Source organism: Myroides fluvii (genome assembly GCF_009792295.1).
GTDB lineage: Bacteria > Bacteroidota > Bacteroidia > Flavobacteriales > Flavobacteriaceae > Flavobacterium > Flavobacterium fluvii_A.
Genome location: NZ_CP039934.1, coordinates 3,111,862 through 3,134,224 on the forward strand (window position 1 = coordinate 3,111,862; position 22,363 = coordinate 3,134,224).

Annotated in this window: 21 protein-coding genes; 11 read left to right on the forward strand and 10 right to left on the reverse strand. The window is 35.9% G+C overall.

Annotated elements, in window-relative coordinates; all coding sequences use genetic code 11:
* Together FBR08_RS13890 and aroC are read left to right on the forward strand one after the other, a co-directional pair.
* On the forward strand, positions 1-543 hold the full coding sequence (locus FBR08_RS13890; RefSeq protein ID WP_158963263.1) for a YqiA/YcfP family alpha/beta fold hydrolase: 543 nt from the start codon (positions 1-3) through the stop codon (positions 541-543).
* A 62-nt stretch (positions 544-605) separates the two neighbouring features.
* Entirely contained in the window at positions 606-1,682 is a 1,077-nt protein-coding gene (gene aroC / locus FBR08_RS13895) for a chorismate synthase (RefSeq protein WP_158963264.1), read from the forward strand.
* 479 nt (positions 1,683-2,161) lie between these two features.
* On the opposite strand, the gene FBR08_RS13900 is transcribed toward aroC, so the two are convergent.
* Genes FBR08_RS13900 through hutI form a run of 3 tightly spaced genes read right to left on the reverse strand, consistent with a single transcriptional unit; the run spans position 2,162 to position 5,163 of the window.
* Positions 2,162-2,836: a response regulator transcription factor gene (locus FBR08_RS13900; RefSeq protein ID WP_158963265.1), complete on the reverse strand. Its 675-nt coding sequence runs from the start codon at positions 2,834-2,836 to the stop codon at positions 2,162-2,164.
* Complete coding sequence (locus tag FBR08_RS13905; protein ID WP_158963266.1) at positions 2,836-3,882, reverse strand: formimidoylglutamase; 1,047 nt, start codon at positions 3,880-3,882, stop codon at positions 2,836-2,838. Before FBR08_RS13905 ends, FBR08_RS13900 begins: the two co-directional genes overlap by 1 nt.
* Before the next feature lie 27 nt (positions 3,883-3,909).
* Positions 3,910-5,163: an imidazolonepropionase gene (hutI, locus tag FBR08_RS13910; RefSeq protein ID WP_158963267.1), complete on the reverse strand. Its 1,254-nt coding sequence runs from the start codon at positions 5,161-5,163 to the stop codon at positions 3,910-3,912.
* Between the two features lie 75 nt (positions 5,164-5,238).
* On the opposite strand from hutI, the gene corA reads away from it, so the two are divergent.
* From corA to FBR08_RS13925, 3 genes are all read left to right on the forward strand, one after another.
* Complete coding sequence (gene corA, locus FBR08_RS13915; RefSeq protein ID WP_158963268.1) at positions 5,239-6,324, forward strand: magnesium/cobalt transporter CorA; 1,086 nt, start codon at positions 5,239-5,241, stop codon at positions 6,322-6,324.
* Positions 6,325-7,065: 741 nt separating this feature from the next.
* Positions 7,066-7,785 (forward strand): OmpA family protein, encoded by a 720-nt coding sequence (locus FBR08_RS13920; RefSeq protein ID WP_158963269.1) that lies wholly within the window; start codon positions 7,066-7,068, stop codon positions 7,783-7,785.
* 120 nt (positions 7,786-7,905) lie between these two features.
* Positions 7,906-8,595: a phosphoribosylaminoimidazolesuccinocarboxamide synthase gene (locus FBR08_RS13925; RefSeq protein ID WP_158963270.1), complete on the forward strand. Its 690-nt coding sequence runs from the start codon at positions 7,906-7,908 to the stop codon at positions 8,593-8,595.
* Between the two features lie 33 nt (positions 8,596-8,628).
* Here the strand turns inward: FBR08_RS13925 and FBR08_RS13930 are convergent, their stop codons facing one another.
* The 5 genes from FBR08_RS13930 to FBR08_RS13950 all read right to left on the reverse strand — a co-directional run bounded on the left by FBR08_RS13930 (position 8,629) and on the right by FBR08_RS13950 (position 13,451).
* The gene (locus tag FBR08_RS13930) at positions 8,629-9,702 is read right to left on the reverse strand and encodes an alanine racemase (protein WP_158963271.1); all 1,074 of its coding nucleotides are present in this window, start codon (positions 9,700-9,702) and stop codon (positions 8,629-8,631) included.
* Positions 9,702-10,145 (reverse strand): GNAT family N-acetyltransferase, encoded by a 444-nt coding sequence (locus tag FBR08_RS13935; RefSeq protein ID WP_158963272.1) that lies wholly within the window; start codon positions 10,143-10,145, stop codon positions 9,702-9,704. Before FBR08_RS13935 ends, FBR08_RS13930 begins: the two co-directional genes overlap by 1 nt.
* 343 nt (positions 10,146-10,488) lie before the next feature.
* A complete protein-coding gene (locus tag FBR08_RS13940; RefSeq protein WP_158963273.1) occupies positions 10,489-11,604 on the reverse strand; it encodes a GNAT family N-acetyltransferase in 1,116 nt (371 codons plus the stop codon).
* A 181-nt stretch (positions 11,605-11,785) separates the two neighbouring features.
* Positions 11,786-12,454 (reverse strand): spermidine synthase, encoded by a 669-nt coding sequence (locus FBR08_RS13945; RefSeq protein ID WP_158963274.1) that lies wholly within the window; start codon positions 12,452-12,454, stop codon positions 11,786-11,788.
* A 133-nt stretch (positions 12,455-12,587) separates the two neighbouring features.
* Positions 12,588-13,451, reverse strand: a complete 864-nt coding sequence (locus FBR08_RS13950) for a hypothetical protein (RefSeq protein WP_158963275.1) — start codon at positions 13,449-13,451, stop codon at positions 12,588-12,590.
* Positions 13,452-13,881: 430 nt separating this feature from the next.
* On the opposite strand from FBR08_RS13950, the gene FBR08_RS13955 reads away from it, so the two are divergent.
* From FBR08_RS13955 to FBR08_RS13980, 6 genes are all read left to right on the forward strand, one after another.
* Positions 13,882-14,832, forward strand: coding sequence for an ABC transporter permease (locus FBR08_RS13955; RefSeq protein ID WP_158963276.1), 951 nt, complete (start codon positions 13,882-13,884; stop codon positions 14,830-14,832).
* On the forward strand, positions 14,825-15,772 hold the full coding sequence (locus tag FBR08_RS13960; protein ID WP_158963277.1) for an iron chelate uptake ABC transporter family permease subunit: 948 nt from the start codon (positions 14,825-14,827) through the stop codon (positions 15,770-15,772). The genes FBR08_RS13955 and FBR08_RS13960 overlap by 8 nt, the downstream gene beginning before the upstream one ends.
* Entirely contained in the window at positions 15,769-16,527 is a 759-nt protein-coding gene (locus tag FBR08_RS13965) for an iron ABC transporter ATP-binding protein (RefSeq protein WP_158963278.1), read from the forward strand. Before FBR08_RS13960 ends, FBR08_RS13965 begins: the two co-directional genes overlap by 4 nt.
* A 17-nt stretch (positions 16,528-16,544) precedes the next feature.
* Positions 16,545-17,486 (forward strand): siderophore ABC transporter substrate-binding protein, encoded by a 942-nt coding sequence (locus FBR08_RS13970; RefSeq protein WP_158963279.1) that lies wholly within the window; start codon positions 16,545-16,547, stop codon positions 17,484-17,486.
* Positions 17,487-17,657: 171 nt separating this feature from the next.
* Positions 17,658-18,230, forward strand: a complete 573-nt coding sequence (locus FBR08_RS13975) for a hypothetical protein (RefSeq protein WP_158963280.1) — start codon at positions 17,658-17,660, stop codon at positions 18,228-18,230.
* Positions 18,231-18,341: 111 nt separating this feature from the next.
* On the forward strand, positions 18,342-20,792 hold the full coding sequence (locus tag FBR08_RS13980) for an SEL1-like repeat protein (RefSeq protein WP_158963281.1): 2,451 nt from the start codon (positions 18,342-18,344) through the stop codon (positions 20,790-20,792).
* Between the two features lie 50 nt (positions 20,793-20,842).
* On the opposite strand, the gene kdsA is transcribed toward FBR08_RS13980, so the two are convergent.
* A complete protein-coding gene (kdsA, locus tag FBR08_RS13985; protein WP_158963282.1) occupies positions 20,843-21,661 on the reverse strand; it encodes a 3-deoxy-8-phosphooctulonate synthase in 819 nt (272 codons plus the stop codon).
* Positions 21,662-21,680: 19 nt separating this feature from the next.
* Positions 21,681-22,238 carry a DUF4199 domain-containing protein gene (locus FBR08_RS13990; RefSeq protein ID WP_158963283.1) on the reverse strand — a complete coding sequence of 186 codons (558 nt, stop codon included), beginning with the start codon at positions 22,236-22,238 and terminating at the stop codon, positions 21,681-21,683.
* Between the last annotated feature and the right edge of the window lie 125 nt (positions 22,239-22,363).

Consider the following 22,363-nt stretch of genomic DNA (forward strand, 5'->3'; position numbering starts at 1 on the left):
ATGCAGTTTATTTATATTCATGGGTATGGCTCCAATCGCGAGTCTAGAAAATACGTTTTACTTCAGACACAACTAGTAGCCTATCAAGCTCGTTGTCCAGAATGGACGCCAGAAACGGATTTCAACACTTGGTTGAAGGCGTTGTATCAATCCGTTGAAAACGAACAAACGGTTGTGGTCGTTGGTGATTCGACAGGAGCTAATTTTGCGTATCAGTTGAAAGAAATGCGCAACGCAGAGGGATTAGATACTATACTTGTTTTATTGAGTCCGCTGTTGAGTTATGATCATCGTCTCAATAAGGAATTGGCCTTTACAGCGAATTTGAAAAATAGTTTACAAGATATTGTCGCTCCAACAGAGGCACTCATTTTGATTGGAAAACAAGATGAAACGCTGGATCTTAAGGAAGTGAATCCTTATGCTTGTAAAAATAGTGAAGTTGTTTACATAGATGATTCGCATCGTTTACCGCTATTTGAGCAATATCTTGGGCTTATAGGGGATTATGTGGAACGTCAATGCTTGATTTTATCTAAATAGAAGGCGGAAATGCTTGGTTTGAATTATCTTTGTTTGGCTTACTTAAATCATTGTATTGGATTATGAATGGAAATACCTTTGGCACTTATTTTAGTTTAACAACTTTTGGCGAATCACACGGAGAAGCGTTAGGTGGTATTATTGACGGATGTCCAGCAGGAGTAGTGTTGGATATGCAAGCCATTCAACGTGAGATGGATAGACGCAAGCCCGGACAGTCTACTTTGGTCACTCAGCGCAAAGAAGCAGATGAAGTGCGATTCTTATCGGGAATTTTTGAAGGCAAAACAACAGGTACTCCTATTGGCTTTATCATCGAAAATACCAACTCAAAATCACAAGATTACGAGCATATTAAGCAAATTTACCGACCGAGTCATGCGGATTATGTTTACGATAAAAAGTATGGTATACGCGACTATAGAGGAGGGGGAAGAAGCTCAGCTCGTGAAACAGCTTGTAGAGTAGTTGGCGGTGCAATAGCAAAGCAACTCTTAGCACCTTTACAGATTACAGCTTATGTATCTTCGGTTGGAACTATTCGATTGGAACAGCCTTATACGGCATTAAATTTACAGGCGATTGAATCTAATGCTGTGCGTTGCCCAGATCCTAACGTTGCGCAAGCAATGGAGGACTTGATTCGACAAGTGAAAAAAGAAGGCGATTCAATAGGAGGGGTGATTACCTGCGTGGTACAAAACGTTCCGGTTGGACTTGGAGCTCCTGTTTTTGATAAATTAGATGCGGAATTGGCAAAAGCAATGTTGAGTATCAATGCAGTAAAAGGAGTGGAATTTGGCAGTGGTTTTGCTGGTACTCAGCTGAGGGGAAGTCAGCACAATGATATCTTATTGCCCAATGGTAAGACACAAACGAATAACGCAGGTGGAATTGTTGGTGGCATTAGCAATGGAATGGATATTTTCTTCCATGTGGCGTTTAAACCAACAGCAACAATTATGAAAGATCAACCGTCAATTAATATTGATAATGAGGTGGTTACCGTGCAGGGGAAAGGACGTCATGATGCTTGTGTATTGCCTAGAGCTGTACCTATCGTAGAAGCGATGACCGCTTTGGTTCTGCTTGATATGTTTATCGAACAGTTTGGCAAACAAGGGGTGAAAAAGTTATGAGTTATCAGAAATCAGTTATCAGAAATCAGTTCTGATTTAAGGAAATATATTCTTTCATCGATAATCTGACAAAAAAGCAACTGGCGAAAAAGCGAAAAAGCAAATCTAAAGGCTATCGGTTGACAGTTAATCGGTTAATTTTTCTGATTTAAGGAAATATATTCTTTCATCGATAATCTGACAAAAAAGCAACAAACAAAAAAGCAACTGGCGAAAAAGCGAAAAAGCAAATCTAAAGGCTATCGGTTGACAGTTAGCGGTTAATTTTTCTGATTTAAGGAAATATATTCTTTCATCGATAATCTGACAAAAAAGCAACAAACAAAAAAGCAACTGGCGAAAAAGCGAAAAAGCAAATCTAAAGGCTATCGGTTGACAGTTAATCGGTTAATTTTTCTGATTTAAGGAAATATATTCTTTCATCGATAATCTGACAAAAAAGCAACTGGCGAAAAAACAAAAAAGCAATAAACAACAAACTATTCCTGAAGCATATAGCCTGTTCCTTTTATGGTGTGAATTAATTTCCCTTCTGTTTCGTCAATCTTATTGCGGATATACGAAATATAGACATCTATAACATTGGTGTTTGTATCGTATTGAATACCCCAAACTTGTTCTAAAATCTGTGTTCTCGAGATAACTCGTCCTTTATTTTCCAGTAAATAAAGCAATAACTTGTATTCTTTTGGAGATAAATCAATAATCTTTCCCGCTTGTGTTACAATGTGTTTTTCAGGATCCAGTTGTAAATCCCTACAAGTGTAAGATTTGTTTTGATTTTCGTAGTTGAATTTGGTTCTGCGTGTTAAGGCATTAATACGCGATAACAATTCACTGAAGTGAAAAGGTTTTGTTAGGTAATCGTCCGCACCTCCATCCAGTGCATCGATTTTATCCGTGGTATCACTAAGTGCACTCAATATTAAAATAGGGGTGTAATCTTTTTTAAAACGAATCATTTTCGTTAGTTGAATGCCATCGATGTCTGGTAGCATAATATCCATGAGGATTAGATCCCAATCGCCATTGAGAATAAGCTTTCTAGCTTCGTCTCCTGACGAAGCTAGTTGTACATGCATTCCTTTTTCTTCTAAACCTTTGACTATGAATTCGCTAATTCTTTTGTCATCTTCAACTAATAATATATTCACTACTTATCGCTATTTGAATTTGATTTCAAAAAATCAGAGACAAGGTACGCTATTAATTTGCCAACTACGTGATTATTGGTTGGATAATCCAATGACGGAGCCCCTTCGCATATATGTAAATAAGCTACATTTGTCGATGCAGCAAAAAAATGCAAGAATTGACGCGTGCGTTCCGCTGAAAAACCAGTCGGTGTAATAGCACTACTGGCAATTTGTGGTATCGCATCTAAATCGATTTCAATACCGTAAAAACCAGTGTCAATGTGTTTTTTCGCATTTAAAAGCTCATTGCTAAACGATTTTTCTTTTCTGATATTCATTTGTTCATAGGTATTGTATTTGACGCGATCAGTATGCAATTTGATCGCGCTAAGAATACCTTTGGAGGTGTAGTTTTCATGTAAACCAAAGACAAAGTAGTTTTTTAAAAAGCCTTCTTCAAAGGCATATGAAAACCCATTGCCGCTGTGTCTTCCTTCTAACGGTCTAAAATCTGTATGCGCATCAAAGTTAATTGCATTAATCGCTTTGCCCTTAGCTAAGGCCGTTCCCTTGATGTTTCCGTATGCGTTGTTATGTCCCCCTCCAATAATGATAGGAATTTTACCCGCCTTGACAATTTTGGCAATTAGGTGAGATACCTCCTTGTCAATTTGTTGTACAAGCTCAAAAAGACGTTTGCGATCTGCTTTATCAGAAGGATTTAAGGACTGCGCTTCCTCCATCTCTTTAGAAAAATCAAGATGTCCAAGCACTGTAACCCAATACCCTTTATTGAAGCGATTGTGTTGAATATTTAAAAAAGTAGCAATGAATTTCTCCCAAGCACCAGCTGTTCCCGTGCGACCAAAATTAGCCTTTACGCCAATATCCTCAGGAATACCCAAAACAACGTATTTACTTTCATTTTGGACGAGTTCGCTTTCCCAATCTAAAGGTTGTTGAATCAAGTGAACACGTTCTCCTAATTTGATCTCTCCACTTCTTAAACTAGTCAATGCCAATAGGTTATCTCTTGTGAAAAAAGTTAGTTTCGTTTGTGTCATGTCGCAGTATTTTTAGGCTACTTCTAGTTAGTTTTTATACGGTTGAATTTTTCCATTTAATAGTACAGTACCAATAGGATTACTCGCAAAGGCATACGGAATTTCGTAAAATGAATGTAAAGGCTTTGTGATAATTATACTTGCTTTTTTTCCTTTTGTAATACTGCCGTGTGTTTCACCAACTCCCATGGCATAAGCACCGTTAATTGTTGCCGCATTGATTGCTTCTTCTGGAGTTAGTTTCATTTTAATGCAAGCCGTTGCCACAACAAAGTTCATATTTCCTGACGGTGTTGTCCCCGGATTGGAATCAGAAGCCAAAGCAATGGGTAGTCCAGCAGCTAGCATCTTTTTAGCAGGAGTATACGGAATGGAAATAAAGTAAGAACACGTCGGCAAAGCCACAGGCATTGTCTTGCTATTTTTTAATATCGCAATATCCTCGTCTGTTACAATTTCTAAGTGATCTACAGAAAGCGCATCGTGTTCTACGCAAGCAGCAATACCATGAATAGCCGTAAATTGATTGACGTGAATCTTAGCGCGTAAACCATATTGTTTACCTGCTTCCATAATGCGCGTTGTCTCTGCTACAGAAAAATACCCCGTTTCTAAGAAGGCATCAATGTACTCTGCTAAATTCTCTTTGGCAATGGCCGGAATCATTTCATTGACAATTAGATCAATGTATCCCTTGTGATTGTCTTTGTATTCGCTCGGAAAGGCATGTGCCCCCAGAAAGGTCGCCTTAATGGCAATCGGATAGTTTTCTTTTAAACGCTTGATTACACGTAACATTTTTAACTCTGACTCAACAGTTAAGCCATAACCCGATTTAATTTCAACCGCTCCTGTGCCTTGGGCAATAATCTCTTCTAATCGAACCTTTGATTGTTCATATAAAGTAGCCTCGCTTGTTTCTTGTAGTTTTTTAGCTGAATTTAAAATTCCTCCTCCGCGATTAAAAATTTCTTCATAACTCAAACCGTTAATTCGATCAACAAATTCCAACGTTCGATTACCCGCATATACCAAATGGGTATGACTGTCGACCCATGTCGGTAAAACGACACATCCTTGAGCATCGATAACTTCATCAATAGCAACATCTTCTTTCGGACAGTGCTCCATCGAACCATAATCCAAAATTAGTTCATCCTCAATAAGCAAAAAAGCATCGTCAATTTTTGGCAGATGTTTCATGTCTTCTCCCGAAATCATCTCGATATGTGTTGCTCTAGTTTGTAGTAATTCTTTTATGTTTTTAATTAAAATTCTCATGGTTGTTTATTATTTTTTACGTCGCCTTAAAAGTACAGTTTAAAAATGTTATATATTTAAAACAAATTTACGAATGTGAGACGAGTTAAATATAGTAAAATAAGAAAACTTCAACCCAATACGCTAGAATATTCTGGTTCTTTTCCAGATGTTCCTATTTCGATGCAGTTGTTTATTTATACAGAAGATCATTTTGAAGAATATAATGATTTAAGCCTGAAAGAAATAGAAGAAGTGTTGAGAAATTCTACTGCGGATTCGATCAAGTGGTTTAACTTACACGGTTTACACGATATTGAACTATTACAAGAAATTGGTGAATTCTTTCAAATTCAGTCGTATATCATGGCTGAGATTTTGAATTTTGGACGTAGAACCAGGGTCGAAGATTTAGATGATACGCTCTTTTTTAGTTTAAAAGCGCTATTGCCTTATCAGCAGGTAGACCAAAATGTGGAAATTGAGCAAATTAGCTTTATACTGAAGTCAAACCTACTCTTGTCTTTTCAAGAAAAACGAGGTGATTTCTTTCACATTATTCGAGAGCGAATTCGATTGAAAATTGGACAAGTGCGCAAACGAGATACAGGCTATTTGCTGTATTTGTTAATGGACTCCTTGATGGATAGCTTCTTTGTTACTTTAGATGTAGTAGAAGATAACGTAGAACAGATTTTACTCGACGCAAGGGCTAAATACCATAGAGATACACTAATTGGCATTGAAGAATATACCCAAGAATTAAATGATGTGAAACGCGCCGTTATGCCGATGCGCGAGATTTTAAATAACGTCAGAACGCTACACGATAAAAAACACACCCATATGATCATCAGTAAAGAAAGCTTGCTTTTTTACGATCGATTGCAATACAAAAGCGTGGAAATTCTCGATCAAATAGAATACAATCTCAACAAATTGGATAGTGCCACGAATTACTATTTCTCTTCGCAAAGTAATCGAATGAACGAGATTATGAAGGTGTTAACCATTGTTTCGGTGATTTTTATTCCGTTGACATTTATTGTGGGGGTATACGGGATGAACTTTGAAAATATGCCAGAACTTCAAATGGAAAATGGCTATTATATCACACTTATTGGTATGTTTTTACTTGTCTTTGCCATGATTGCCTATTTTAAATGGAAGCGATGGTTTTAAAGCAATAAAAAACAAAAGCCCAGCGATTTTAACTGGGCTTTTGCATAGGAAACAACATATAACTTAGATAAAGTATAACACTTTATATAGTTCAATTTTAGTGGGTAAAAAAGACTGAAAACAGTTGATTGTACTGCTGTTGTATATTGACCATCCGTCTGGATTTTTACACTCGAACAAATTTAGATAACCTTCTTGAGTTGAACTAATTTATTTTCTTAAAAAGTAATTAAAGATATGGTAAATCTCAATGCGAATCGTTAAAAATAAACGGTATTTTATTGGTAATTGTTGAATTATTTTTTATTAAAAAGTATTTTTGTTGCTGTTATTTTATTTATTAACTATAATGATTTTTGGATAAATGAAAAATATGATAAATAAATACAGAAGACTTATTTATGCTAAAAATTGAGAGTAGGAGTAGGAATCAAGCGCGCTTAGGGTGTATGCGTGTAAAAAAGGCGCAGGCGTTTAGGGATAAAAGGAGTGCAAGTTAGGTGAGCGTCTTGTTTCATTCTAAAAAATACAAGGGAAGCATGTAGTAGTAAATAGGGAAGCACAACGAAGTAATCACTTGAAGATCTTTACACTATAGGATTGAATAAAAGCTTTTTATTTTTAACTAAAAACTAAAAATAAAAAGCAAATGTATTTTATTTTTAGTTATATTTGGTTGGTTTATGTTAAAAAACAGCAGAAGCAGATGCGTGTTTCTGTTTGCGTAAAAAAAGGAGTATTATGAAGAAAATCTATTTTTTAGTCTTAGGGGTGACTTTACTTGGCACTCAGCAGTTTTATGGTCAAAGTATCCGAGGAACATTCTATAATAAAGACAATAATCGAATTATAGAAGAGGCAAGAGTTGCCTTTTACAATGAAAAAGGACAAAAAGTAATAGAGATGATGGTTGATCAAGAAGGAAAATTCGAGATTAACAGCAAGAATATTGAAAAAGTTCAAAAAGTTGTCGGATTTGCTGAAGGGTATAATTCTGCCGAAGTTGTAGTCAACAATATTTTGGATGATTTGGAAGTGAATTTCAACCTGACTAAAGAATTAGGATATTCAAAAAAAGCAAAAGAAACTGGAGTGCAAACCGCCTTGACGGCAATGAGCGCAAAAACAATGTTGCCTTTCTTTATCCAATATGATTTTAATAGCTCTTATTTTAATGATAACAACAGAGCTTCCGCAAATGAGTTGTTGCATTATTTACAAAAAAATACAAATCAATCTGTAGTGATACGCTCTTATGTCGAAACAAGAAATAATGCACATTACAATACGTGGATGGGCGAGCGTAGAGCACAACGCGTTATAGATTACTTAGTAGAGCAAGGCGTAAGTCCAAGTCGATTAGTAAAAGACGTTGTACATTTGTCTCAAAATGCAACAAGTAGAGATGGATCTACAGGAACAGCTAGAGATTTTAGAAGATGCGATTTCTTTATTCAATAAAATTTCAAACCGATGTATCTCACATCGGTTTTTTTTGTCATCGAGTTAATTTAGGAATTGAAAATAGCAGGTTATGTCGGAGTTTTTCTTATTTTTGGGGCCTAAATAACAACACACACTATGGAATTAAAGTATCAAGGAAAAACAAAAGATGTTTACAGCTTAGGAAATCATCAAGTACTCCTAAAATTTAAGGATGACGTAACTGGTACAGACGGCGTTTTTGATCCAGGAGCAAATACAGTAGGACTAACGATTGAAGGAGCTGGGAAAAGTGGATTGAAAATGACGAAATATTTCTTTGAATTGGCTAATGCTAAGGCTATTCCAACACATTACGTTTCGGCAGATTTAGAAGAAGTTTCTATGGTTGTAAAAGAGGCAGTGTCTTTTGGAAAAGGATTAGAAGTAATTTGTAGATACCGCGCAGTAGGTAGTTTTTTCAGAAGATATAATGATTATTGTACAGAAGGACAAGCATTAGATAGCTTTGTTGAAATAACAATCAAAGACGATGAAAAAGGTGATCCTGTAATTTCAGAAGATGCTTTGGCTATGTTGGGAATCTTATCTCACGAAGAATACAGTACGTTGAAGTCGTTGACGAAAACAATTTGTTGGATGGTGAAGGAAGAGTTGGCGAAGAAGGATTTGGAACTTTATGATATCAAATTAGAATTTGGTAGAGATAAAGCTACAAATGAAATCATCTTGATTGATGAAATTTCAGGAGGGAATATGAGAGTATATCAGGCGGGAAAATATGTAGCTCCACTAGATTTAGAAAAACTTTTTTTAAGTAATTTATAAAAGAAAAAAGGAGAAGCACGTGCTTCTCCTTTTTTATGCGATTACTTTTTTTTCTACATAATCTGAATTCATCAAACGCAGGATGCCCATATAATTCATGTGAAAGGAAAGGGTATCGCCGACCTTGAGGTTTTCGGGATTGGAATCTAAATCGATGACCATCATATCTGAGCTAGAGCCTACTAATTGATGTTTAGGATTAAGGGGGAAGAAATGATCGGTATCAATATCCAGTAATCCCAGGTCAATGATAGCTCTAAACTTTGTAGCATGTTCCCATTCGGGATTGAATTCAATTTTCTCACCCGTCATATTGATTCCTGTTTCACCACTCGGCATCATCGGTTTTTCGTGTAACTCGATAATCTCGGCGTGTAGTTCAAAAACATGTTGCTCATAGGCTTCATATTGGCTGCCATCATACGCATTAGTTCCCATAAATAGGGTTTCGCCTATGCGGAAGTGATTAATAGCTTTAGGCAACTGATGATTGGTAATCAACGGGAGTGTAACAGAAGCGCCTCCAGAAATAAAAGGTAATTTTTTATTGAATTTTAGCTCTAAAAGCTCTTTGTATAGGCTGAGCTGAATTAATTTATCATTGTTGGGCAAAACCCCATACATGCAAGTTAGGTTTGTTCCTAAGCCAATGATTTCGATATGGGGTAGACTGAAGACCTTTTCATAGAAAGAAATTAAATCTTCTCGTAAAACACCTTCTCGAAGTTCTCCTAGCTCAACCATAATCACAATTTTGTGCACTTTATTTTGCTTTGCTGCTTCTTTTGATAGAAGTTTAATGGTTTCTAATTCCGTATTGAAACTAATGTCGGCATATTCGACAATCTCATCAATACTGCCATTAGGTGCAGGCTTGATGTAAATTGTTTCGATATCGGGATCAATGAGTTTGATGCTCTTGAGGTTAGAAACGCGTGAATCACAAATTTGCTGCGGTTTTAATTCGAGCACTTGTTCTAGGAACAGCGAGTTACCACATAGTAATTTACCTACTACAGCCCATGTAATCCCTTCTGTATCAAATAGGTTTTGAAGCAGGTCAAAATTGTGCTTTAGTTTCGTTTTACTTAAGGTTATACAAGCCATTATTTGTTGTTTAATCTCATTTCTATATACTTTTTTTCAAATCCTTTGCGCTCATACAAATGTTGGGCAGGATTGTTAAAATCCACGTGTAAGGCAATGGATCCTGTCAGTGCTGTTTTGAGATAATCAATTAATTGTCCACCAATACCTTTACCTCTTAGGGATTGATCTGTAGCAATATAGACTAAAATATGTTCAGGTATAAATCCCTCCATCAAGGTGTTTAGAACAACCGTCATCCCTACGATGCGCGCTTCTTCTTTTGCAATGAGAATCACACCGCCTGGTTTGTTGTCTTGACCGAGTGCGTAAGCAAGCGCTTTGGCAATGTCTTCTTTCTCATCTCCATATTGTTCGAGATGTTGAAATAAGAAGTTGGTGTATTGTTCTACTTCTGCTGGACTGACGGGACTGTCTGAATTCTTTTTTTCTATTTGAATCATAATGTGTGTTTTTACAACTACGCAGTTGTACAAAGGTCAAAACCATTTCAATTATAGAGAATCAGCGGTAAAATATAAACTGATAAATAAATAGTGTGCGTGTGCAATTTTGCACGCACAATTGGGTAGGTGTACCTCTCTTGATGTACGAATTACAATAGTTGAAAATTGTAAAAATAAATGTTTAAACCATAAAAATACAAAAAAAGAGGGCTTCTTGCAAATTTTTCAGAATTAATCTTTGTTTTATTTATTTAATTTGAGAATTATGCAAAAAAACAAGTCTAGTAGAAACAAGCGGAATACTTGTTTCTACTAGGCTTAGTACGCGTTAGGAAGAATCCTAAATATCTTTTCGGTACGTTTTGCGTTCTTTGTGGATTTCAGGATTAAAATGTTTCCATAATTGTTGAATTTTTACGTTTTCAATAAGTAAGGGATTCGTTTCAATATGTTTGATTTTATGCTTCATAAAACAAGCGTAAATCTCTTCAAATATAATGGCTGTAATCCCCTTATTTCTATATTCAGGATCAATGCCAATCAAATAGTATTCGGCGCGATCATTGTGTTTCATAGCTTGTAGCAAGTGAATGAATCCAAAAGGAAACAATCTCCCTTTTGCCTTTTGAAAGGCTTTTGAGAAGGAAGGCATGGTAATAGCAAAGGCAATCATCTTGTGGTTGTGATCCATTACACAAGAAATAAAATCAGGATGAATAAACTGCAAGTATTTCTTTTTGTAGTGTTCAACTTGAAAAGGCTCAATGGGAACAAAGCTCTGCAAATCTGCATAGGTCTTGTTTAGCAGCGCAAACATTTCATCCACATAAGGCATGAGCTCTTTGGTTGTTTTGAATACAAGCGGTTTTACTGCGTAGCGCTGTTGAATGAGCTGCGACATTTTGGTGATTTTTTCTTCATCAAAATTAGAGATATCTAAGCTGTATTCCATCCATTCTGCTTCTGGTGTAAACCCTAATTGATTCAGATGCTTGGGGTAGTATTCATAATTATACAATCCAATCATGGTCGCTAAGCGATCAAATCCCTTCGTTAACATCCCCGCCTTATCCATATTTGAAAATCCCATAGGACCTTCTATGTATTGCATCTGGTTGGCTTTTCCAAATTTTTCAACTTCAGCTAACAAGGCTTCAGTCACGGCTAAATCATCAATGAAATCAAACCAACCAAATCGCACTTTGGGTTTGTTTAAATCGTTTACCTCAGTCCAATTGATACAACAAGCAATACGTCCAACCAATTTATTGTTTTTATACGCAAGGAAAAAACGAACATCTACCGTTTTAAAAATAGCATTAGAAGGATCAAAACTCTTTACTTCTTCTTTGATGATAGAAGGCACCCAATAGGGATTGTCTTTGTATAGTGTGAAAGGAAATTGGACGAACTCCTTCATTTCCTTTGGTGTAATGGCTTGTTTAATTTCAATCATTTCTTTTGCATTAAAATCTAAAATCAGGATAAAAATACTAAATATTAAATCACCGTTTAGTATAAAATTGCGAGAAAAGTTGAACGCAGTAACCGAAAGAAACAAGTCTTCCACCTGTGTAGGATTTTCAGGAGTGGATAAAGGATAGAGGAGAGGGAGCTCCGCGAATCGGTAAGGTGTTTTAAGCCAGTCTTTTAATGGTTATAACGCTATTGTGATCTAAGGTCGTTGGCATCACGCGCACCGAGAAATGAATCGGATCAAATAAGGCTTTGAAGTTTTGATTGCGTTGTTCATCTTCCGGTGTGAGAATGATGGTATTGAAAATAATGAAGCCATCTACTGCGAGCAGTTGCTTGAGATGATGGACAAAATAGTGTTCAAATAAGAAAGAAGGCATATAGCTGTCTTGAAAAATATCGAGGATAACTAAGTCATATTGTTCCTGACAGGTCAATACATATTCAAAGGCATCCAGCTGAACGATATTGTGTTTGTCTTTATATCGGTCGAGATTGAAGTATTTTTGAGCCACATAGATAATCGCTTCATCGAGTTCAACGCTAGTAATGGTTCCTGTGAAATTGATTTCGTTGCGAAGTAGATGAACCGTACTACCAGCCCCTAAACCCAAGTTTAGCACCTGCTGCATCGCTTTAATCTTTTGATAGCCAATGAATTTTAACCCTCTTTTAAAAACCTGTTCCAATTGGCCATAAGAATAGTTGGTGTTTTTTGTATCCAAGACCAATTGCCCCTTTTGCCAAGTGATTTCTAATTTATTGTTGATTTTTGAAGAAATTTTTTTTACAGGAATAGGAGTCAGGTAGCTCAACCACTTTTTTAGCATATCTTTTTTCACATCAATTTAAACAAATATAAACGAAAAAAGAAGTAGTTCAAAAACCGTTGAGATAAAGTTTTGATGGAAATAAAAAGCCCAATCTCAAGATTGGGCTTTTGCTTATTTTAATAATAGTTGATTATAATGCTTTTTCAAGATAAGTGTACGTTATAACCTGAACAATATTTTCAGGTGTAATACTTCCTTTATATACCGTTGCATCTATTGGATAATTTCCTGAATTAAAGTTATATTTAATAGAATACGTAGTGGATGTATCGCTAGTAATCTTATAACCAGCCACTGTATTCGGGAATTGATAGGTAAGCGGAATATAACCGAATTCACCAAAAGTAAAAAAAGTTAAATCTACAGGTAAATGACTAAAAGGGTTTTTTCCACCGCTATAAGTTAACTCCAGTTTATAATCCATGTAGTTGTATCCAACTAATTGTTTATTAGAGTTGTACTTGTAATTGACTGTGTAAGGTTTACTGTTTGCAACAGGTTTAATAAAATCAGCTATTCCAGTAGTAAATTGATTTTGATTATTGTAGTTCAATGCTATTTTTAAAATTCCAAAGGTAGAAAACTCGTGTACTACATTGTTTTCATATTTAAAGTAATACGATTGTATTTTTCTGCCATTTAAAAGAATATGTAAAGAATCCAATTGGTTGGATTGATTTAATTTCAAGTCAAAAATATGATGAAAACTAGCCACGACTTCTTCGTTTTTCATGGCTCTAGAATCTTGTACAAGGGATTCTAATTGATCATTTTTGTCATAGGTTAGGTGAAACTCAGCGTAATCGGTTGGTGTACGTTCGATATGTGTACCATTGCCATTGACTATTTTTGTAGCTTCATAAGAGGTGGAATGTACCTTGGAAACAAGATATTTTGTGTTGTTTTCCGGTTGTGTGGTGGAGTCATCAGAGTTGCAACTTCCTAAAAATAGAAAAAAACTAGCTAAAGCGGTTAGTTTGATTGAATAGTTCATACTTATTTTTTGTTTGCCGCAAATATAATCCAATCCATTGCAGATTAAAAAACATTAATTTAACAAAAATAAAAAAAAGGGTTTGTTTTTTTGGGAGGAGTGCTTTTTATTGTGAAGTGCTATTTATAGCTAAATGTAATTGTCTTTTAAGAGGATCTCACACTGTAGCGTGAGATAGGATCGAAGGAAACTAAAAGTGAATTTTATACAATTTATGAGATTCATTAGAATCTACAGTGGATGTTTAGGTATTCGGTAAGATTGGATAGAATACTTAGGAGTTTCGGATTTATCTGTAAACCTATTGAAAATATGGAAATCTAAGGTGCTGTTTTTCACGGATAGAAAAGGAAAATATTTTTTTCTAGTCCCTCGAGTTTTATATATTTGTCCTTATTTAATTTTATTCTAAATAAAAATAAGCCAATATATGTTGAGAATTGTGTTAGTTCTTATCCTCGTGCTGCTGTCTTTTTTGTCCATTTTTGTGGGGGTGAAAGATATTTCCGTTTTTGATTTACACCGGTTAACAAACGATGAGCTTCTCGTGATCTTTGTGAGTCGGGTGCCTCGTACCATTGCGGTATTAATTGCGGGGGTAGGAATGAGTATTTCGGGTTTAATTGTTCAACAGATCGCGTTGAATAAATTTGTCTCTCCAACAACAATGGGGACGCTAGATGCCTGTAAAATGGGTATTCTCTTTAGTATGATTCTCTTTCCCAACGGGGGAATTGTTTTTAAAACGCTATTGTCTTTTACCATTGCCTTATTAGCCAGTATTGTTTTCTTGCGTTTGGCTAGTAAAATCAAAGTACAAAATGTAATTTTTATTCCTCTAATTGGAATTGTATTTGGAAATATATTAAGTGCCATCGCTACTTTTTTTGCTTTTCGTTACAATCTTGTTCAAAATATGGACGGCTGGATGATGGGCGATTTTTCTTCTATCTTAAAAGGAAATTACGAAATTCTATATCTAGGTGTTTTGGTTGTGATTCTCTGCTATCTCTATGCTAATAAATTTACTATTGTAGGATTAGGGGAGGATGCGGCAATAAGTTTGGGTTTAAATCCCAAGCGAATCATGTATTTAGGGTTGGTTTTCGTTTCTATTACTTCAACTGTAGTTGTATTGACAGCAGGTGTAATTCCCTTTCTTGGCTTGATTGTTCCTAATATTGTCAGCTTGATTTTTGGTGATAACCTCCGTAAAACAATCAGTTACACCGCTTTAGTAGGGGCTATATTTTTATTGGTTTGCGATTTGATTAGTCGCATCATTATCGCTCCTTATGAAGTTCCTATTGGACTAACGGTAAGTATTGTTGGGGGAGTTGTGTTTTTATATCTAATCTTAAAAAAGACGAAACATGCCTAAGAATAAATTAATCATCCTATTGCTCGTTGCCCTATTAATCAGCGTTGCTACTTATATGTTTACGTTTACAGGAACGAAGTTAGACTACGTGTTGCCAAGAAGAGGATATAAGATTTTAACCATGGTATTGGTGTCTTTTGCCATTGGTTATTCTTCTGTGGTCTTTCAAACCATAACTGCCAATCGAATTTTAACCCCATCGATTATGGGATTTGATTCTTTTTTCTTGCTATTGCAGTCACTTATCGTCTTGTGGTATGGAGATCGCACCTTTAAGGTATTAGGTTCCGAATGGAATTTTGCCTTATCAGTCGTATTGATGATGGTTTTTGCCCTTCTTATGTATTTCGCCGTGTTCAAAAGAGAGAGTAAAGGGCTATATACATTATTGTTAGTAGGACTCTTAATCGGAACGCTTTTTAAGAGTGGGGCTTCTTTTATTATGCTGCTCATTGACCCCAATGAATTTAGCATTATTCAAAATGCCATGTTTGCTTCTTTTGAGCGTATTAATTTGAAAATTTTGGGAATTGCAGCAGGGATATTAGTTGCAACAATGCTATATGGAATCCGCTATTTCAAACAATTGGATGTGATTAGTTTAGGACGAGATCACGCCATTAGTTTAGGGGTGAATTACCACAAAGTGGTACGCGCCAACCTGATATTTATCTCTATCATGGTTGCCGTATCAACGGCCTTAGTAGGGCCTATTACCTTCTTGGGGCTCTTGGTTGCCAATTTGACTTACGAATTAGTTAAGAAAAACAATCATGCCCTAGTTGTGTTCACTTGTTGTTTGTTGACTTCAGTGACTGTAATTGGAGCGCAATACCTCGTAGAACATTTATTTAATTTGACCACAACAGTAAGTATTATTATCAACTTCGTAGGAGGAGTGTATTTTATCTATTTGCTGTTAAAAAGTAATAAAGTATGATTCAAGTTAATCAAGTATCAAAATCATATGGCGAAAAACTGATTTTAAATCAGGTATGTGTAAGCTTCCCCAAAGGAAAGATCTCGTGTTTTATTGGCGGTAATGGTACGGGAAAAAGTACACTACTTTCCATTATCAGCCGTTTGGTATCGCGTGATAAGGGCGAGATAAACCTTTTGAATAAGGAGGTTTTGAGCTATACGAATGAAGATTTTGCCAAGCGTTTAGCAATTTTAAAGCAAAGTAATAGCCCCAACATTCGGTTGACCGTTAAGGAGTTGGTCTCTTTTGGTCGTTTTCCGCATTCTAAGGGAAGACTCAAAAAAGAAGACCATCAAAAGATTGAAGAGAGTATCGCTTTCATGGGATTGAAGGATATTGAAAATCAGTTTATTGATGAGTTGAGTGGAGGACAACGCCAACGGGCTTTTCTCGCCATGGTTTTAGCACAAGATACCGAGTATATCTTGTTGGACGAGCCATTGAATAATTTAGATATGAAGCACTCTGTCGAAATTATGAAAACCTTGCGGGAGTTAGCAGATAAGTACCATAAAACCATCGTTATTGTGGTACACGATATCAATTATGCAGCTGCTTATGCTGATTATATCGCTGCGGTAAAAAATCATCAAATTCTGTATTTCGGCCCAACTAACGAAGTAATTACAGAAGAAAAAATGAAAGATGTCTTCGATATCGATATGAAAATTATCGATAATGGAGACCACAAAATTTGCGTCTATTTTAAATAATTTATAAAAACATCGTTATGAGTAAATTTATGATTAGCTGCTTGGCAGCATCCGTTTTTTTATTTGTTTCTTGTAAAGAGACAAAAAAGGAAGAACAAAGTTCAGCAGCTGAAACAACAGCAGTACTTACTGTTGATCACCTTTCAGGTACTTCTGAAGTAAAAGTAAACCCTAAAAATCCAGTAGTATTGAGCTACGGTATTTTAGATACGTTTGACGAATTGGGAATTCCGGTTAAAGGAGTGCCAGCTTCAAATTTACCCACTTATTTAGAGCAATACAGCGCGGCGGAATACGAAAATGTAGGTGGAATTAAAGAGCCAAATGCAGAAAAAGTAAATGCAGCGGATACAGAATTAATTATTATTGCAGGGCGTACAGCAGCCATGTATGATGAGTTTACAAAAATTGCTCCAACAATCAATTTAGATGTTGATGCTAAAGATTATATGAATTCATTCAAAAACAACCAACGCATCATCGGTAAATTGTTCGGTAAAGAAGAGCAAGTAGAGCAAGAATTGAAAGCTATCGATGCGCGTATTGCTAAGATTAAAGCTATTACAGAAAACTCAGACAAAAAAGGACTAATTGTATTGGCTAATGAAGGTCGTTTAAGTTCATACGGAAAAGGTTCTCGCTTTGGAATTATCCACGACGTATTCGGATTAAAACCAGCAGATGAAAAAATCGAAGTAGCCACACATGGTCAGGTAATTTCGAATGAATTAATCAAAGAATTAAATCCAGATTATATTTTCGTTATTGATCGTGGAGCTGCAATTAAAAGAACATCGTTGAGCAAAGAGGAATTTGCTAATGCTTTAGTACAACAAACCAATGCCTACAAAAACGATAAAATTATTTTCTTAAATCCTGAAACTTGGTATTTATCAGGAGGAGGATTAAAATCAATCAAAATGATGATTGACGAAGTAGAAAAGGCAGTAGCAAACTAAGTAAAGTTGTTGTTAATTTCAAATACTAAAACGAGCGAGTACACAACATAGTGTTCGCTCGTTTTTTTGTGCTCATTTTCTTCTAAACACAAGGTTAAAATTTGTTGTTTTTTATTTACATTAGCCTTTACAAGTAATGAATATTAATCCTTTTAGAACAACTACATACTTATGGAGAATCAATTTGCAAATACAATTCTCAAGCGTTTGTTCAAAGATGTACAAACCCTTTTGGCTATTGCTTATCTAGTGGCTGTTGGTATTGGGATGTTATTTAACTACAAAAAATTCATTCTCTTCGATATTAATATTTTTGATTATGCGGGTTTGTTTGATTTCTTGATTGCACCCTTTGGAGATTTTATGATTTTACTATTTACTATAGGTACTATTGTATTAACGGTTATCATATACCAAGTGGATCTATTTTGGCAAAAAACACACCCTTCTTCTTATGCCAAGTGGATGTTTAGCTTAGATCCGACCAAGTGGTACAGCAAACAAAAATTTGGAATGGGAGTACTGCTTTTTGTGTTGTACTTGTTTTTAGGTGCGGATGTATATGCAAAACGCTATAAGAAAGCAATAATCAAACAAGATTTGATAGGCGTTACTTATGCAGATAATAGCCGATTAGAGGGAATTTTAATTGGAAAAACAGCGGATTATATCTTTTTATTAGAAGGAGAAGAAGTAAAAGTAATCCCAATGAATGCCTTAATCAAGGAGATTAAATTGAAATAGATGAAGATAGCGTAGGGCGAATCTACCTAATTCTAGTGATTTTTTTGTTTTTTAAATGTTCACTGTTTTTTTAAAAGATTGTTCGCTTTATTTTTGGTTGAAAATAAAGCTATGGCACATCGCATTTACATTTACAATATAGACTCTGAAACCCATCAAACACACGCTGGTTATCTAGGAGAGTGGAACTACGTCATTCCAGATTTGTTGTTCCCCTTGTTGTCCGTCAATCCCAAAACCAAAGGGAAAGCCCTTTATTTTGACAAGGGTGAAGGTGTGAATCGCTTGAGTCTTTTCTATGATTTATTAACCGAAACCTATCAGTTACAAAACAATAAATCCTTTTCGGATGCGGTGTCTTTGATGTTTGAGTTTCTTTTTGATCTTCCTTATGATACGTTTTATGTTGATGCCAGTGATGTGTATACCATGAACGAAGAAAAACCCAAAGAACAAGCCAAACAATGGGTAGAAGAAATCAAACAAAAGTGGGAGATTTACCAAAAAGCCCTAGATCAAAAAGATTTACGCGTTTTAGATGAGGTCATTCAATCCTCTGGATATACTTCTTTTCTCGAGGCACTCCAACAAGACTGGGTTAAATATGGTTTAGGCTATTGGGAGGCCGCTGTAGTAAAGCAAACGCGTAGTGTTGTTTTTCATGAAGGCAATCAACAAGGGTTAAAGGACAAAAACGGAAAGATAGTAGCTCCCGCTTTATACGATGCAATTTATGCTTTTAGTGAGGCTTATATTGCTGTGGTAGAAAAAGAAGGAAAATATGGTTATATCAATGAGCAAGGCAAACTCGTAGTGCCCCTACAATATGAGGAGGCTTTTGATGCGTATATGGTCAATCACACCAAAGTAGGTGTTGTTTGTGTAGGTAAAAAAGCGGGATTATTGAACCTAGATACCCAAGAATGGGGGATTTTACCCGAATATGATGAAGTAGAACAATTGTATGAGCAATATCACAACGTGCAGCGACAAGGCGATTATCAGTTGGTTGATTATACAGGGAAACCCATCATAATAGAAACAAGTGCTTTTCCTTTTAGCTTAGCTTATCCACTCAAATTTTTCACCAAACAAGAGGGAACAGCCAAGCGAAAATACTATACCCTATCAGGGCAATTCTTAGGAGAATATCCCGAGGATGTATTGGAAGAATTACCCTTGGATTACTATTGGATTAAACCCAATAAATATCAAAAAAAATGCAGTGTAATTAATTCGAAAGGGGAAATACTTCTATCGGATATTGATCAAATCATGGTATTTACTGGATATACTTCTTTTGCTTACAAAGTGAATAAACAATGGAGGTTATTTGATTGTAAAACACAGGCTCATCGTTTGATAACTGCAGTCATAGACAAGATTCACGCCAATTATTTGTGCAATTATATGCACGATGCCTATGTAATTCAAACAACAGAAGGATGTGGTTTTTATCACGCGGCAAGTGACGCTTGGTTGATTGAGCCGAATCAGAAGAATCTCAAAATAGAACATCTCAACCAGGAGTTGCTTCAATTGACTCAAAAGTCAGGGATGTATTATTACGATTATCAAGTGCATATGCTAAGTGAGCGTTATGATTATCTGTGTGAACCTATCGATTATCACACCCAGCGTGTCTGCTTATTTCAAGGAACCACGATGTATTACGTATCGCAGGATGGAAATCGAGTGGAAGTATGCAACGAGCAAATGGGACAATTGTACGAGCAACGCTATAATCTCCGCGGAAAGGACTTGGCTTTCTTCTCTTCCTTTTACGAGGATTGGGTAAAGCGAATGGGAGATAAATATGAAGAATACTTTGATTTAGATACTTTATATCGACGAGGTATTGCTGCAAGAGACGATGAAGCATGGCATGAGGCAATCAGGTATTTTACAATTGGGGCTACGCGAAAAGATGCGCGTATGCAGTATGAATTAGGGGTGATTTATACCGATGAAAATGCTTGGACAGCTATAGCGAAGGGGATAGCCTATTTAGAAGATGCCGCGGAGCAAGAATACGCTGATGCGTGGAATAGCATCGGTTATTTATATCAAAATGCAATCGGTTATGTGTATGATTTTGACGCGATGATTCACGCTTATGAAAAAGCCGTTGAATTGGGGTGTATGTGGGCCAATCAAAATTTGGGTGATTTGTATTTTTATGGACAGCAGGTAGGACAAGATTACGATAAAGCCTTGTCATATTATGTATTGTCAGAGAAATACTACGGCAGTTATGCTCAAAATCTCATTGAGATTCACTACCAAAGAAGCGAATTTGATCAAGTGTTAAAATACCTGAGGCGCAACAAATACCAATCGTATATTCACATTTATTACGGTATTTTGTACGATCATGGTTATGGTGTAAAACAAAGCGAAAAGAAGGCTGTTGAGCATTACGAAAAAGCCATCGAGCATTCGAGCTACTTCTATGCTGTAGAACGCTTGTTGTACTATTATAAAGAGCATCCTAAGTTTCAAAATGAAGCGGAATACCAACGAATTGTAGATTACGCTACAGCCAATGAGATGGAGCTATAAACAAAAAAAGAGGGTGTCCTTTTGGGACACCCTCTTTGGTATGATTAGCATTAGAACTGGCGAACCGTTTGTCTAATCGCAACTAATTTTGTCATTAAGTTTTCGAAGTGATCCAAGTGCAACATATTAGCACCATCGCTTTTTGCTTCTGCTGGATTGAAGTGCGTTTCTAAGAAGATTCCATCTACACCCACAGCAATTCCGGCCTTAGCCACAGTTTCAATTAAGTCTGGACGACCGCCTGTTACCCCACTTGATTGATTCGGCTGTTGTAAAGAGTGAGTAATATCCAATACCGTTGAAGCAAATTGCTTCATGGTAGGAATTCCTCTGTAATCAACAATCATATCCTGATAACCAAACATGGTTCCACGGTCCGTCACCATCACGCTTTCATTGTGGCAGTCTAATACTTTTTGGACGGCGTGTTTCATGCTTTCTGGACTCATAAATTGTCCTTTTTTCAAGTTTACCACTTTTCCAGTATTTGCTGCAGCAACGACTAAATCGGTTTGGCGAACTAAGAATGCGGGAATCTGTAAAATATCTACATATTCCGCGGCTAAAGCAGCATCAGAAGATTCGTGTATATCTGTAACAGTAGGTACACCGAATTCTTTTCCAACTTTCGCTAGTATTTTTAATGCTTTTTCATCTCCAATTCCCGTGAAACTATCAATTCTAGAGCGGTTTGCTTTTTTGAAAGACCCTTTAAATACATAAGGGATTTGCAATTTGTCCGTCACTTTGATGATGTGCTCTGCAATGCGCATCGCCATTTCTTCACTTTCAATGGCACATGGTCCAGCTAATAAAAAGAAATTATCAGCTTCTGTATTTTTTATTTGAGGTATATTTCTGATATCCATAGTGTTGTTTTTATTAGCGTTATTTTCGTTTTGTTTTGCCTTTTTGTTTTTTCACTTTTACCATTTCTGGTTTTTGTTTAGCGGCTTTTATTTGATCGTAATTCTTAGTCTTTAAAAAGTAAGAAATAATAGTAGTAAAGATAATACCAAAGGAGAGATTATTCATCACTCCATTTCTTAAAAATAAGTCAAAAGAAGCATTCTTCTGAGCTTCCTCTACGGTCATTTTCGCATCGTGAATCAACGCTTGTTCCAAGGTCTGCATAAAATGAGGACTCACTTGATTGAAGGTAATGAATTGAACAATAGGGAAGAACAACGTAATCATGATACACATCACTAGCCCAGTCATGAAGGCCTGTTGCCATTGCATAACATGGTCAAAGTAATCTTTCTTTTTTTGACGAATTCCCAACCAATAAAAAACAAATAGTAAAAAACTAAAAAGCATTTCATGTAACACTTCAAAACGCACTTTTTCCGTGTGGAATCCCATTGATTTTCCTATAAACATCCAAATTAATGCCGCCAAGGTTGCCAAAGCAGCCCATTTGAATTCAATAGAGAATTTTTTCATTGTAATAGCTTAAATTATATTACTTCAAAAGTAAAGTTTTTATTTTATAGCTTAAAATATATTTTTTTATAATTTTTTTTCTTAGATTTAATAAGAAGTATGGAAAAATAAAAAAAAATAACCAC